This is a genomic window from Planotetraspora thailandica (genome assembly GCF_016863335.1).
GTDB classification, from domain to species: Bacteria; Actinomycetota; Actinomycetes; order Streptosporangiales; family Streptosporangiaceae; genus Planotetraspora; species Planotetraspora thailandica.
In genome coordinates this window covers 224212-238820 of record NZ_BOOR01000005.1, presented here as the reverse complement: position 1 = coordinate 238820, position 14609 = coordinate 224212, and the positions used below count along the sequence as shown (strand labels likewise).

Genomic DNA, 14609 nt, shown 5'->3' with positions numbered 1-14609 from the left:
GCGGTATCGAAGGTGCACGACAGGTGCCGGCGCGACGGGGCGACGATACGTAAGAGGTAGCCGCTTGCCAGGGAACGTCGATCCGGAGCCGCCCGCAACGCTCATGTTCCCCGATTCCCTTGACGTCAGCGAGCTCCTCGCTTCGGGTTGGAAACCTCTGGCATTCCAGCAGTTCATCTTGAAGATCCATAGTCGATGCGACCTGGCCTGCCGCCACTGTTACATATACGAAATGGCGGACCAAAGTTGGAAGGCGCAGCCACGACGCATGTCTCCGGCCGTCGTGGACCGCGTCGCCCAGAGAATCGCCGAGCACGCCGGGTTCCACGACCTAGCAGAAATCGACATCATCCTGCACGGCGGGGAGCCGCTCCTTGCCGGGCCGGAGCTCATCTCCCACGTCGTGCGAGCAGTCCGCGGCGCGGTGGACCCGGGCACTCGCGTCAACGTCAGCATCCAGACCAACGCCATCCAGTTGGACGAGGCCTACTTGCGGCTTTTCGACCGCCTGGGTGTCCGCATCGGAGTGAGCCTGGACGGCGACGAGGAGGCCCAGGATCGTCACCGGCGCTTCGCGAACGGCAAGGGAAGCCACGCGCTGGTGAGCGAATCCCTCCGCCGGCTCACCGAAGGCCCCTTTCACCACTTGTTCAGTGGTTTGTTGTGCACGATCGACATCCGCAACGACCCCATACGCACCTATGAGGCATTGCTCGCGTTCGACCCGCCTGCTATCGACTTTCTCCTCCCCCATGGAAACTGGTCGGAGCCGCCGCCATTTCGCAATCCGGACTCGTCTGCCACGCCGTACGCGGATTGGCTCATTCCCATCTTCGATCGCTGGTACGGCTCGGCCACCGTTCACGCCGACGTTCGGCTGTTCAGCCAGATCATGCGACTGCTCACCGGTCGCGGATCGCAGACAGAAAAGGTCGGCCTGTCCCCCGCCCGGATGGTCGTCATCGAGACGGACGGCAGCATCGAACAGTCGGACATTCTGAAATCCAGTTATCACGGCGCGGCGGCGACCAGCCTGCACCTCCTCCGGGACCCTCTCGACCGCGCGATGGTGCATCCGGCGATCGTCGCGAGACAGATCGGCGACCGGGCCCTGTCCCCGATATGCCGGCGATGCGATATCAAGTCGGTCTGCGGCGGAGGGCTCTACGCGCATCGATACCGCGCCACCACGGGATTCTCCGAGCCTTCCGTCTACTGTCCCGACCTGTACCGGCTCATCACGTACATCCGCGACAGATTCGCGCGTGACGTCGCGCGGCTGAGGGGAACCGATGAACCTCTCCACCCATCGAATATCTGACCAGGCGTTCTCTCGGCTGGCCGCCGGTGGAGGAGGAAGATCGGCGGTACTGGAACTCTCGGCGGCGCAGCGGAGCAAACACCGGCTCCTCATCCGGGCGCTCGTCGAGGAGGCGCGAGCGGCCCGCCACCCGCACGCAGGGTTGGCGGCGCAGGCCTACGGGCTCTTGTCGGAAATCGAAGAGCGCGCTCCGAAGGACGTGGACCGCTTCCTGTGCCATCCGGCCGTAGGAGCGTGGGCCCTGCGGACCTGCCGGTCGTTGCTCTCGGGTCAGGACGGTTCCGGTGAGGACCCCGGGCGGCTCGCGGCTCTCGCGGTCGGGGTCGCCGCCTCCCTCGGCGTCGACTGCCACACCTCCATACCCGCGCACGAGGGCACGATCATCCTGCCCGGGCTGGGACGGGTCGCCCTTCCCGGCGGCGTCCACGGCCTTGTCGACGCCACAGTGCGATCCTCTGGAGGGAGCGTCAGGCTCGACGTCGGCGGGTCCACCGTCTGGATGGATTCGGCATCTGACGCCGGGCTGTGGCACGCCATTCACCGGGTTCACATCGCCGACGAGTTCAGTCCGCTGATCGACGACCTCGACCCGTATCGATGGCCGCAGGAGGACGTGGCCCCAAGCCCGTTGACCGGGAGTCAGCTCAAATCCTGGGAGTCGCACCTGGCCGACGCCTGGCGCATCCTGACGGCGGAACACTGGAGCGTCGCGGAGGAAGCCGCCGCGATCATCTCGGTGCTGACCCCCATCACCTCCTCGTCGACCACGCAACGGAGCGCGTCGTCCCGTGAGCTCTTCGGCACGATCGCCCTGTCCGATCCGCTGGACGGTCTGACGCTGGCGGCCACACTCGCTCACGAGCTCCAGCACGCCAAGCTGCACGCGCTCACCGACGTGGTACGGCTCAGCCTGCCCGACGACGGACGGCGCTATTACGCGCCCTGGCGCCCGGATCCGCGCCCGGTCAACGGCCTCATCCACGGCGCGTACGCATTCCTCGGCGTGGCGGGGTTCTGGCGCCGCCAGCATCACCGGCAACGGGGAGAGAGCGCGTTCCGGGCACAGGTCGAATTCGCCCGCTGGAGGGAGGCGGCCTACCTGGTGACGGAGACACTCCTCGGCAGCGCCGGCCTCACCGACGCCGGCAAAGCCTTCGTGGGCGAAACGCACCGCACGCTCGAGGCGTGGCAGGCGGAACCGGTCGAGCCGGCCGCGGCGGCCGCGGCCCGCCGGGAGTCGGAGGCGCATCTCGACGCCTGGACCCGCCGCAACGGCGCCACGGCCGCACCCGGCCGTCCAGATCGGCGGCGGTGAGACGCCGCCGGCATCAGATGGGTGGCGGGTCGAAGTCGGTGTTCACCCGTTCGCCTCTGAGGGCGAGGACGGCATCGGGATGCTCGGGACCCAAAGCCCGCTCATAGCGTTCGATCGTCTCGGCGTGAAGCCGCTTGGCCTCCTCCTCGTCACCTGTCGCCCTCAGATCATGCGACAGGTTGTTGGCACAGGCCAGGCTGATGAAGTGGTCCGGAGAGAAGTACACCTGCGCATGCCGGTACGTCTGCTCGCCCAGTTCGCGCGCCTTCTCCGCCTCTCCCAGCAGGGCCAGGTCGTTCTGGAGGTTGATCGCGCAGGTGAGCGAGTAATCATGGCTCCGGCTCACGCGTTCGCTCAGACCGGCCAGCGCCTTCTCGTCGATCTCCCTCGCCACGGCCACCTCACCGCGTAGACGATGGAGCAGGGCGAGGTCGACGTTGCATGCGTGGGTGAACGGATGATCCGCGCCGAAGACCGCGGGATAGCGAAGGACCGTCTGCTGGGCGATGCCGAATGCCTCATCGAGCTGGCCGGCGGCCCGCAGCACATTCGACAGTGTCATCGCCGCGGCCATGGTGTCCGCGTGATCGTCGCCGAAGAGGCGCTGCAGCCGGGAGTGGGCGTCCGACGCCTGCTTCAGGCTGTCCTCGACCTTCCCGGTCCGCCGCAGGGCGACCGACAGGTCTTTCAGGGCGAGTAGCGTGTCGATGTTCTCCAGGCCCAGCTCCGCACGGCCGTACGCGCAGATGTCGGTGCCGAGGTCGCACGCCTCCGCGGGCTGCCCGCTCAGCCGCACGGCTCTGGCCATGTTGTTCCACGTGCGGAGCAAGGTGGTCTGCGGCACGCGGACGGCCGCGTCGCTCAGGTCGAGATAGACCTCCTGGAGCAGGTCTCTGGATTGGTCGTAGGCGCTGGTCAAGGCATAGTCGAGAGCGAGGTTGTTCTTGGCGCGCAATACACGCAGGCGGTCGTCGCCGAAGGTCTGCCCGATCGTCTCCACGAGTTGCTCGTCGAGTTGCCGTGCCGGCAGGAACTCGCCACGCGCCCGGAGCGTCGCGCCGTAACTGGCGGACGTCCACAAGGTCTCCGAGTGGTCCGGGCCGAGCACCTCCCCCATGAGATCGAGGGTCTCGCGGGTGACCTCGTAGGCCTTGCCGTACTCGGTGAGCTCCCTGTGGATGTTGCCGAGATGCTTGCGGGCGACGAGCACGTCGAGATGCAGTGCCCCGCTCGCCCTGGTCCACTCCTCGATCAGCTCCTGCACGAGGGTGAACGCCGACCGGTAGTTCCCGCTGACGTACAGGTAGCGGACGACGTTGAGGGCGAACGCGCGGACATTCGGATCGGTGGATTCCACGAGTCCGGAAGGTCCGACGTGAGCGGCCAGGCCTTCGAATCTCGGCCACATGGCCGGATCGTCGGGGTCAGCGGGCGCGCTGCCGGCGAGAAGCTGATGTACCTCATGCCGAAGCTCCTCGCGCTCCTGCGGAGAAAGCTCGTCTCGCAGCAGCGCCTGATTGAGGCGGTGCACCTGGAGGGTCCTGCTGGAGGGCTCGACCTTCACCAGCGCGAAGCGCTCCAGCGTGCTCAGCGCCGTGGTCAGCAGGATGGGGTCGGCGAGGATCTTGCCCAACCGCGGGCCCACCACCTTGTTCCCCCGGCGGAACACGTCGCGGGGAATCGGTTCGGGCCCGAAGAACGCACAACACCGGAGCAGATCGACGGCCTCGGGAAGACGATCCTCAAGCTGCGAGACCGACAACCGCCAGGCGGCGGTCATCGACTGCGGGTACGACGCGGGCTTGTTCAGATTGAGAAGCCTGTTCGTCTGCTTGTCCAGAAGGTCCACGTATTCGTCGACGGACATCGCGGTCTGCCGTTGCAAGGCGCCGGCCTGCTCCAGCGCCAAAGGCAGGTCGCCGAGTTTCTCGGCGAGCTGCTCAGCCTCGGAATCCTCGACCTCGCGTCCGAGCCGCTTCCGGAGGAACGCCACGCTTTCCACCCGGGAGAAGACGTCGACCTCGATGGTGGATTCGTGATCACTCCAGCTTGAGTTACGCGACGTTATGAGGACATGGCCGGGACCACGCGGAATCAGCTTGAGGATGAAATCGGGTTCCTCGGCGTTGTCGAAGATCACCAGCCATCGGCGGTAAGGGACACCGCTCTGCAACGCCCGGAGCACGTTCTGCGTGGCCTGCTCCACTCCGGTGGCGGCCACCGAGGGCAGCCCGAGCGGACGCGCCAACCCGGCCAACGACGACGGTACGAGCATGTGCTGCTCGGCGGAGATCCACCACACCAGGTCGTAATGTGACCGGTATTGCCACGCGTATTCGATGGCCAGTTGCGTCTTCCCCACACCACCCAGACCCTGCAGGGTCTGCGGTTGGGCGACCACGGCGGTGACAGTGTTCATACTTTGCCGCAGCTGAACCAGCAGTTCATCGCGCCCGGTGAAGTTCGGATTGCGGGACGGCACGCCCTCCCAAATAGCGGGCTCCCTGGCCGGGACCGAGTTCGCCACCTGTGAATAAGGCTCCACGTTGACCTCCACTCCGTCATGCCGTCATGCTTGTCCAACCTGTGAACATCGTAGAGGTTGCCTGGTGGCGATGAATATCACAGAATCATAATAAGACCGGATTCCACCACCGAACCTTGAGCGAACCCCGCTAATGGTGGTCGTGAATATCGGTCGACGTTAGATCCTGATTTCGGGCAGCCACAAGTACACGAGGAGGGCATATGTCCGAGTCTCCGTGCATTGATGTGACAGGACTGTCTCTGCAGGCGCTCGAGAAAATCGACAACGCGCAGCTGCGGAACGCCCTGTGGGCGTCTCTCCACGACGACGTCGAGTCCATCGCCCGCTTCCAGAGCTCGATCTGAGGCACGCCTGTCCGCATCATGATGCCGGTGCGGCGTTCTCGTCGAGCCCCGTGGCGGACGGTCCCGAACGAGGCGTTCCCCGGCGGGCGTGCCGCCACCGGTGTATGAATGCAACGGTTCGGCACCGCGCCGAGCCGCTGAAACCCCGAGTGAACCGTGGCGGGAATTCATGAATATAGTTCATGCATTTCAATTTTCCGGAAGGTACTTCAAAGGTCCACGGTGAGCTGCCATCGGCAGATAGGACCGGTCACGTGATTTCTGAGCAGATCCATCGAAAGGCCGTGCTTGAACCCTACGTGGGTCCACGGGCCTTCCGCCGCGAAGAAAGCCACAAGTTCTTCGCGCGCGACGATGAATCACTCGACCTGTCCGAAACCTGGCGGACGAACAGACTGACGATCCTCTACGGCCCGCCCGCCTCGGGGAAGACCTCGCTTCTCCAGGCCGGCGTCATGCCGCATCTGGATCCGCGGGCGACCGAGGCTCTTCCCCTGGGCCGGCTTTCACGCAGCACCTTCGCCCCTTCCGCCGCGTTGCCCGATCACAATCCGTACGTCCTGGCTCTCCTTACGTCCTGTTCGCCGATGGAGGACCCCACCCGCCTGGCACACATGACGTTGCCGGATTTCTTCCGGCGGAGGCGGGCCTACCGGGATCCCGGTCCTCGTCCGGCCGTCACCCTGTTGGCCATCGACCAGGCCGAGGAACTGTTCGCCGAATCCACCCGACGGGATCCTCACCGGGAATGGTTCATCGACCAACTGGCGCAGGCGCTCTCGGAGAATCCGCATCTGCGTCTGCTGCTGTCCATTCGCGACGAATACCTGGACGCGATCGCTCCCTATGAGCCACGGCTCACGGGAACACACGCGCACAAGTTCCCCCTCGAGCCGCTTGATGTGAACGGCGCGATCCAGGCTGTCGCAGGTCCGCTGAACGACACGGGAAAAGCATTCGACGCGGGACTGGCACGAGACCTGGTGGAGGAGCTTCGGAAGATCGCAGTTAACAACGGTTGTGGCCGGGAAACCGGTTACGAGGCGAAACTCGTCGAGCCGGTTCATCTCCAGGTGATCTGCTCCGCACTCTGGCGTTCTTTGCCCGACGACAGACGAATGATCACTGCCCGCGACTTGGAGGCGTTCGCCGGGGCGGACCGTGCCCTCGCGGAGTTCTGCGATCAGGTCATCGGAGACGTCGCCATGATCCAACTTGATGGAGACGCCGCCAAACTCAAGGACTGGATTCGGAAGACCTTCGTCATGGACGGCAGGCGTCGCACCGTACGCCAGGGCAGAGGGACGACGGCAGGCGTTCAGAACTCCGTGATGAGGTCACTGGCCGACAAGCACATACTCAGCATCCGGCTTGATCCGCATGGCGACGTGCGTTGGTGTGAACTTTCGCACGACCGCCTCATACAGCCGATGAGAGCGAATTTCCACGCCTCGCTTCCGGTGGCCGACCGTTTCGGACCCGTCGATCATCTGCATGCCGCCGAACAGGCCCTGAGCTACAGCGACCTTCCGGCTTCGGCGAAGCACGCGCGGAAAGTGCTGGCCCATCGGGGCGGCGACCTCGAAATCGCCGGCGCCGCCACCACTCTGCTCGGCGACGTCTTTCACGCCCAACACAGATTCGACGAGGCGATCGCCCACTACCAGGCGGCGGCGTCCCTGTTCGAGGCCCTGGGAGACCCCACCAGAGTCGGGATGCTGTTCACCGCCATCGGCCGCATACGCCTTCTCCAAGGACAGCCGTCGGCCGCCGTCGAGGAACTGAACACCGCGATCAGCCGCGTGCCCCATAATCCCTCCGTCCGTGTGGAATTGGCCTGGGCTCTCTGGTACGACGGCCACCCGAGGACCGCTCTCCATGTGCTCAACGACGTACTGGGGAGAGAGGGCAACGCCGCAGGCGCGCTGCGAGCGCGAGGGGAGATTCACGCGAGTCTCGGCCTTATGACGGAGGCGCTCAACGACCTGGACAGACTACGGCCGTTGCAGTCGCCGTCGGCCCGCGCAGCCCGCGCCCTGGCGCTGGCGGCGCTCAACCGGCTTGACGAGGCCTCAGCGGAGATTGACGGGTCCTTGCGCGACGCGGCCGACCACGCGCCGTTCTATCTTTATGCAGCCGTCGTCAAGGAAGCAGTCGGCGACGCGGCGTCGGCGGCCGGTCTCGCCCAACGTGCCCTCGACGCCTCAAGCCTGCCGCTGCCCCTCCATCTCAGGGAGAGGGCGGGGCAGCTCACCAAGACGCGTTAGTCGCCTGTGTGCATCAGCAGCGCCGGGACGTGTTCGCGCCTGAACAACACGGGAAGCGTGCTGAGCGCGGCTATGCCGAACATGATGACGAACAGCACCGACGACGCGCCGTTCACTCCGTAGCCGTCCACCAGGAGACCACCCAGGGGGGCCGCCAGGCAGACGGCTCCGTGCGCGGAGAGCCGGGAGACGCTCACCACCCTTGCGAGCATCTCTGACGCGATGTGGCGCACCTCCGCCGTCCGGATCACCACGTTGCTGAGCGCTCCGACGAAACCGGTGACGAACAAAGCCATGCCGAAGAACACCGGTCTTTCGCCGAGATTCGAGCCGACGGCGGCCAGCAGCAGTGCGGCCACCCACACCCACATGTGAATGATCAGCATGGATCGCGGCGGTGGACGGTACACGGCCACGCTCGACCCGATCACTCCTCCGACTCCGCCGGCCGCGAGAACGAGACCGACGGTCGCTGAGGACAACCCACTGGAACCCGCGATGAAGATCATGATCGTCGCGTTGACCATGAGGTTGGTGACGGTGACCAGCGCAATCGCGGAGCGAAGAAACGGCTGGTTCAGCAGAATTCGCAAGCCGTCGGAGAGTTGGTGGAAGAGCGGCGTTTCCGCCTTACGCGCCAAAGGCCGTTTGATGCCGAGGAGGGTGCCCCAGGAACCGAAGAAGAGGACGGCGTTGACCAGGAACAGAACAAGGTGACCGCACCCGACGAGATAGCCGCCGAGCGGCCTTCCCGTCAGCGCGGCAAAGTGCACAGTGGTCTCGTTCTGCGCGAGCGCCCGATGGAGGCGACCCGGCTTGACCAGTGAGGGAAGCAGCGCCGTCTCCGCCAGCGAATAGAAGACCCAAAGGGTCCCCTCTAGGAGCGCGGCGGCGATCAGCCAGGGAAGAGTGACGATTCCGAACAGCATCGCGACGGCGAGCGAGGCGACGACGAGCCCCCTCAGGAGCTCCGTCGCCATCATGATCGAGCGCGGCTCCAGTCGGTCGACCAGAACTCCCGCCGGAATGTAGAAGACCAGAATCGGCACCGTCAACGCGAAACCGGTCCACCCTGCTTCGGTCGGCGAGTGGTGGAGGGCCAGTGCGAGGAGAGGGTAGACCACGCCGAGCGTCCGCGTTCCCACTGTTGAAAGAGCGGAGCTGATCCAGGCAAGGGAAAACTCTGTGACCCTCTGTTTCGGAGCCCTCTGCGGGCTTCGGTTCTCTGCCCGCCTCACGACCTTCGCCCCCGTCGTTTCCGTCGCGGGAATGACCCTACGGCGGGCGACAGGTAAGGCCACGGAGACTGCCCGATTCTAAGGGGAAGGAATGGAGGTCATTTTAGTCGGCGGCTACGCCATGCGACCTGTGGAGCATAGCGGTGCACGGGACATTCAGCACATGAATCACTCATTCACTTTCCCTAGTCTCCATATTCGCCCCATTTAATCCATATTGGGCGCTTATAGCGACGGCAAGTCAGTATTGGATTGAATGAGCGGTTTTAGGTGGTCTATCACGGTAAGCCAGGCCTCAGCCATACCGTGACGAATCTGATCTTCCGTCTGAGAGTGCCCATCCTCGGGCCCCGACCTCGCCAACATGGGCTCGCTGCCGGACGCGCCCGTGCATCCGCGGGACGGATCAGCAAATACAAGCCGAACAACGGTTCTTAGTCATTCCTGGCCACTTGGCCGGAATTCCTGTGCCGAGCGAACCACATCACCGCATAATCTACTGCTGCGACGAAGGGGAAAACGCGCGCCTCAGCTTCGCCTATTCGGCCGGCACGTAGCTGTGCGGCCTTTTCGAAATCGGCGCCAAGGAGCGAGAAGTCTCCGTCATCCAGGACGACGTCCTCGTACTCCCACCACACAGGTCCGTCACCGAAATCGACGACGCACCTGTAGAGCCGCCGTGGAGGACTCATCGCGTACCGGTACTCGGCCAGGTGAAACGCGGTGCATCGGTCGTACCCGACGCCGAGAAGCAACACCTGGGCATCCGCTTCGTACAGGCGCGCCAGCGGGGAGGCCGACCCGTAGTGACAGTCGGGAGCGTGGCCTGCCATGAGCCGGCCGCTGAGGAGCCCCACGGCGGCGAACGACGTCTGCGGGTGCGAACTGCGCACCGCGCCGGGTGTGAGCCGGATCTCCTCGGCGATGCGCCCCACTCCCGCCGAAGGACTGGTCGCCGCGTCGAACGCCGGCATACGCGCCCGGAAGTCCGTTACCTCTTTCGGCGTCATGCCCTCGATCGCCCTCAGGTGCAGGGGTGAAGTGTCCGAATTACTTGCGGTTGAGGTAAGTGAGGCCAGCGTGCCTTCATCACCCAGGACGGCTCGCAGGGCCGAGACGACCGTGCGTGCTCCTCCCATCACGTGACCCAAGCTGCTGAGGGACGCATGAAGAAGAACCGTCTGCCCCTTCCGCACGCCTGAGGCGACGAACGCCCGTGCCAGTTGATCCTCACTCAGACCCACGCGCTCATCCTGACGGGGTCTGCGCTCCCAAGGCATCGCGCAGAGGACATGAGCATGTGTCCCGGTGAGCCAGATCGATCAGTTTTCGACCTCGCCGTACATCGAGTCGTGCTGTTTGCGCGGGCCGCAAACGCTCGCCTTCGAGCAGGCGCAGCGGCGGCCTCCGTCGTTCAGCCTGACGATCACCGAGTCGGACGGCACGTTGTGGCCCACGACCGTCCCCGGGCCTTCGGGGGTGTCCACAGCAAGCCCGACCCTCGGCGCGGATGCGCGGAACTCCTGATAGAGCGGGTGCTCATACTTCAGGCAGCACATCAGCCGCCCGCAGGCACCGGCGATCCTGAGCGGATTGACGGGAAGGTCCTGATCCTTGGCCATCCGGACCGACACCGGCTCGAAGTCCTTCAGGAACGTCGCGCAACACAGATCGCGCCCGCACGGGCCGATGCCGCCCTGCAGCCGGGCCTCGTCCCTGGGGCCGATCTGCCGCAGTTCCACCCGGGCACGGAGGTTGCGGGCGAGGTCCCGCACGAGCGCCCGGAAGTCCACGCGGTGCGGCGCGGAGAAATACACCGTGTAGACGTTGTCGGCGTCCAGATAGTCGACGCCGACGACCTTCATCGGCAACTCGTGCCGCTTGATGAGACGCTTGGAGACGCTTCGCGCCTCGGCCCGGCGCCGCCGGTTGCCCTCATCCCGGCTGAGGTGCTCGTCGGCCGCGATACCGGCGCAGACCGGAAGACCCTCGACGTCCTCACTGACGTACTGCGGCGCCCAGACGCACTCGGCCACCTCCGGGCCGGTGTCGGTGGGCACGAGCACCTTGTCGCCGACTTTGGGGCTGTGGCCCCCCGGATCGAGGTAGTAGAGCCGCCCGTAACGAGTGAAGCTCACGGCCATGATCATGCCCAAGAGCCGACCCTCCTCGATCTCGTACGGCTTTCGCCTGCACCCCACCATACGTGTCCCATGGCACGACAGGTCAGGCCCTCGGCTTGCCTATCAAAGAACCGCCGAGCCGGGCGAGCGCAGCGCGAGTGTCATGGCCTCCACCGCGATCTGGGGATTCACGTTCGCCGCCAGCCGTTCCCGGCACAACATGATCGCGTCCGTACGGCGAAGCGTGTCGGCGGGCGAGGAGTTCCGCGCGAGGGTCTCGATGTCGTGGCGCCGGTCCTCGTTGGCCAGTTCGACGGCCGCGCCGAACTGCACGGCCAGCACGTCGCGGTAGAACGCCACGAGATCGAGCAGGGCGATGTCCAGCGAGTCGCGCTTGATCCGGGTGGCCCGCGACTTCTGCATCGACTCGAGTTCCTTCAGCGCGCCCGCGCCGCCGCGGACCAGGCCCTTGTTGAGCCCTTTGCCTGACGAGCCTTCGCCGTAGACCTTGCGCAGCTCGGCCGTCTCGACCTCGTTGAGTGCGGCCGTCGCGGCGTCCGCGTCCTCCGTCGAGGTCTTGACGAGCCGTTCGGCGGCGGTGATGCACTCCCCCACACCGGTGAGGGATTTGGGGATGGACAACACGTCGTCCCTGCGCCGCCGTACCTCCGGGTCGAGGGCCAGCCGGCGGGCCCGGCCGATGTGCCCCTGGGCGGCGCGGGCGGCGAAGGTCGCGGTGTCGGCGGGCACGTCGTCCTTGGTCATCAGCACGTGGGCGACGGCCTCGGTGGCGGGCGTACGGAGCGTCACGACCCAGCAGCGGGACCTGATCGTGGTGATCATGTCGTCGGGCGAGGGCGCGCACAGCAGCCAGACGGTCCGCGGCGGGGGCTCCTCGATGGCCTTGAGCAGAGCGTTGGCGGCGGCCTCCGTCGCCCGGTCGGCGTCTTCGAACAAGACGATCCGCCAGCGTCCCAGCGTCGGCGCCCCCGCGCCCTTGAGCACCAGGTCGCGCGTCTGCTTCGCGCTGTAGGAAAGGCCCTCGGGGCGCACCCAGGTCAGGTCGGGATGCGAGCCGATGTCGACCTGGTGGCAGAAGTCGCAGTGGCCGCACCCCTGATCGGGACAGAGGAGCGAGGCGGCGAACGCACGCGCGGCGTTGGAACGGCCTGATCCCGGCGGCCCGGTGAAGAGCCAGGCGTGGGTCATGCCGGCCCCGCGACCCCCGGCGAGGGCGTCGGCGGCGGCCGCGGCGGCCTTCTGGAGCACGGCGACGGCCCGCTCCTGCCCCACCAGATCACCGAAGACGCTCACGCCACCAACCTACCGTCTGATCTCGCCGGGCCTCCCGGCCTCGCTCAGTCGCGGATGGCGGGAATGGTGCCCGTGGCGGCTTCGGCCTCGTGGGGCACGGGGTCGGGAAGCACCTCGCGGACCCGGTCCTGGATGAGGCGGGAGATCTCCTCCTGCGTCAGTGTGCCGTCCACCACGAGATAACGCTCGGGGTCGGCGGCGGCCAGCGTCCGGAACTCCCGCCTGACCCGCTCATGGAACTCCAGCGGCTCGGCTTCGATCCGGTCGGCCGGGGAGGCCATCCTGCGCAGACCCACCGACGGCGGCACGTCGATCAGCACGGTGAGGTCCGGGAGCAGCCCGCCGGTCGCCCAGGCGTTGACGCTCGCCACCTCTTCGGCCTCCAGGGCCCGGCCCGCCCCCTGGTAGGCGAGGGACGAGTCGACATAGCGGTCGCAGACGACCGTGGACCCCCGGTTGAGCGCCGGGCGGATGACCTTCTCGACGTGCTCCGCCCGGTCGGCGGCGTAAAGAAGCGTCTCCGCGCGGGCCGACAGGCCCTGATGCGCGGCGTCCAGAAGGATGGCCCGCAACCGCATGCCCACCTTGGTGGAGCCGGGCTCGCGGGTCTGCACCACGTCGAATCCCTGATCGCGCAGCCAGATGGCCAGCAGCCGCGACTGCGTCGTCTTGCCCGACCCTTCGCCGCCCTCGAAGGCCACGAACAACCCACGAGGCTGCTCGTCGTCCTCGGGCACGAACTTCTCTCCTCGCAGCGCGGCGAGCAGGTCGACGCTGATCGGGATACCGCGCCGGTCGTCCATGGTGCGGAACGCGAGCAACCCGACGATCACCGCGGCCAACGCGGCCAGGAGGAGCACCACGTTGGAGCCGTCGAACAGGTAGGTGATCCCCCCTACGGCGAGCAGATGGCTGCCGAAGACGGCGGCCAGCGCGGAGGCCACGGCGACCACGACCAGCAGCACGACGCGGGCCAGCGACTGCAGATAGGCGAAGGTACGGCCACGCAGGGCGTCTTCGACCTCGAGACCGATCATCGTGTAGCCGATGATCCACGCAATGCCCGCGCAGGCGCCGAGCACCACGCTCAGCATGACGACGATCACCAGGTCGTGGATCACCGCGATGGCCGCCAGTGCGAGGCCGGCCAAGACGATCGACAGGCCGAACATGCGGCGCCGCGACAACCCGCCGAGCAGGCGCAGCCCGAAGAACATGCCGAGCCCCATGCCGAGGAACACCGCGCAGAACACGGCGCCGTATCCGGCGTCACCCCCGCCCAGGGAGCCCACATAGACCTTGGCGACGCCCACCACGGCGCCCCCCGCGGCGAAGGCGCTCAGCATGCCGGAGATCAGGCCGCGGACGACCCGGTTGCTCCCGATGGAGCGCCTGCCGTCGGCGATCTGGCCCAGCACCGAGGCCGCTGGCGCGCGGCCCGTCGGCCCGGAGGGGATGGCCCGAAGGGTGAAGATCATGATCGCGGAGACGAGGTACGCGAGGGCGTTGATGCCGAGCGCCAGATCGGTGGGCTTCACCGCGGAGCCGGGGACCGCGCTCGCCACCATGCTCGTCAGAGCCGACACGATCGCGAACAGTGCGGCCGCGATCGGGGCCGAGGCGTACGTGACCAGGAGGCTCAGCCGATTGGCCTCCTCCACCTGATCCGCCGGCACGAGGTCGCGGACGGTCGCGTCCTTGGCCGGCACCCACAACAGGCTCGCGAACTCCACGAGAAGGGCGGCGATGATCACCCACTGGTAGTTGCCGACCAGAGGGATCGACAGGACGACGGCGAATCGCACGATGTCGGCCACGACCATCGCGGTGCGGCGGTCCAGGCGGCCGGCCAGACTACCCGCGACCGGCCCCAGCAGGATGGCCGGCAGCAGCTTGGCGACGAAGACGCCGCCGACGGCCAGGCTCTGCGTCTGGAAGCCGGAGCTCTGGGTGAGGTTACCCGCGAGGGCCGTCAGGGCGATGATGTTGAGCCAGTCGCCGAGGCTGCACACCCCCATCGCCGTCCAGAGCCTGCGGAACGGAGCGATCGCCAGCACGTGCGACGTCTTGCGTCGCTTGGCTGCCCGGCCAGGGGTGCTCATGATGTCAGCGTATCCAGGTGCTCGCTGGGCTGGGGGG

At 66.5% G+C, this 14609-nt stretch carries 10 protein-coding genes; 4 read left to right on the top strand and 6 right to left on the bottom strand.

Going from position 1 to position 14609, the window contains the following annotated elements; genetic code table 11:
• Positions 1–64: 64 nt before the first annotated feature.
• Complete coding sequence (locus tag Pth03_RS03870; RefSeq protein WP_239118735.1) at positions 65–1321, top strand: FxsB family cyclophane-forming radical SAM/SPASM peptide maturase; 1257 nt, start codon at positions 65–67, stop codon at positions 1319–1321.
• Complete coding sequence (locus Pth03_RS03865) at positions 1293–2636, top strand: HEXXH motif domain-containing protein (RefSeq protein WP_203942690.1); 1344 nt, start codon at positions 1293–1295, stop codon at positions 2634–2636. The genes Pth03_RS03870 and Pth03_RS03865 overlap by 29 nt, the downstream gene beginning before the upstream one ends.
• 13 nt (positions 2637–2649) lie before the next feature.
• Here Pth03_RS03865 and fxsT read toward each other — a convergent pair whose 3' ends face one another.
• On the bottom strand, positions 2650–5181 hold the full coding sequence (fxsT, locus tag Pth03_RS03860; protein ID WP_239118734.1) for an FxSxx-COOH system tetratricopeptide repeat protein: 2532 nt from the start codon (positions 5179–5181) through the stop codon (positions 2650–2652).
• Positions 5182–5384: 203 nt separating this feature from the next.
• Here fxsT and Pth03_RS03855 point away from each other — a divergent pair, with 203 nt between their 5' ends.
• Both Pth03_RS03855 and Pth03_RS03850 read left to right on the top strand, forming a co-directional pair.
• Complete coding sequence (locus Pth03_RS03855; RefSeq protein ID WP_203942689.1) at positions 5385–5528, top strand: hypothetical protein; 144 nt, start codon at positions 5385–5387, stop codon at positions 5526–5528.
• A gap of 284 nt (positions 5529–5812) precedes the next feature.
• Positions 5813–7795: a tetratricopeptide repeat protein gene (locus Pth03_RS03850; protein ID WP_203942688.1), complete on the top strand. Its 1983-nt coding sequence runs from the start codon at positions 5813–5815 to the stop codon at positions 7793–7795.
• On the opposite strand, the gene Pth03_RS03845 is transcribed toward Pth03_RS03850, so the two are convergent.
• The 5 genes from Pth03_RS03845 to tmk all read right to left on the bottom strand — a co-directional run bounded on the left by Pth03_RS03845 (position 7792) and on the right by tmk (position 14572).
• Complete coding sequence (locus Pth03_RS03845) at positions 7792–9033, bottom strand: MFS transporter (protein ID WP_203942687.1); 1242 nt, start codon at positions 9031–9033, stop codon at positions 7792–7794. The two genes, Pth03_RS03850 and Pth03_RS03845, sit on opposite strands and share 4 nt — an antisense overlap.
• A gap of 434 nt (positions 9034–9467) precedes the next feature.
• Positions 9468–10277, bottom strand: coding sequence for an AAC(3) family N-acetyltransferase (locus Pth03_RS03840; RefSeq protein WP_239118732.1), 810 nt, complete (start codon positions 10275–10277; stop codon positions 9468–9470).
• 78 nt (positions 10278–10355) lie between these two features.
• Positions 10356–11183, bottom strand: a complete 828-nt coding sequence (locus tag Pth03_RS03835; RefSeq protein WP_203942686.1) for a PSP1 domain-containing protein — start codon at positions 11181–11183, stop codon at positions 10356–10358.
• A 96-nt stretch (positions 11184–11279) separates the two neighbouring features.
• Entirely contained in the window at positions 11280–12470 is a 1191-nt protein-coding gene (locus Pth03_RS03830; protein WP_203942685.1) for a DNA polymerase III subunit delta', read from the bottom strand.
• Positions 12471–12514: 44 nt separating this feature from the next.
• Positions 12515–14572, bottom strand: a complete 2058-nt coding sequence (gene tmk / locus Pth03_RS03825; protein WP_203942684.1) for a dTMP kinase — start codon at positions 14570–14572, stop codon at positions 12515–12517.
• Positions 14573–14609: the final 37 nt, after the last annotated feature.

What these genes read in the sequence shown, in the direction of transcription:
- Pth03_RS03865 (WP_203942690.1), top strand. Translation starts at nt 1,293, where the DNA reads ATGAACCTCTCCACCCATCGAATATCTGACCAGGCGTTCTCTCGGCTG.
- tmk (WP_203942684.1), bottom strand. Translation starts at nt 14,572, where the DNA reads ATGAGCACCCCTGGCCGGGCAGCCAAGCGACGCAAGACGTCGCACGTG.
- Pth03_RS03855 (WP_203942689.1), top strand. Translation starts at nt 5,385, where the DNA reads ATGTCCGAGTCTCCGTGCATTGATGTGACAGGACTGTCTCTGCAGGCG.
- Pth03_RS03835 (WP_203942686.1), bottom strand. Translation starts at nt 11,183, where the DNA reads ATGATCATGGCCGTGAGCTTCACTCGTTACGGGCGGCTCTACTACCTC.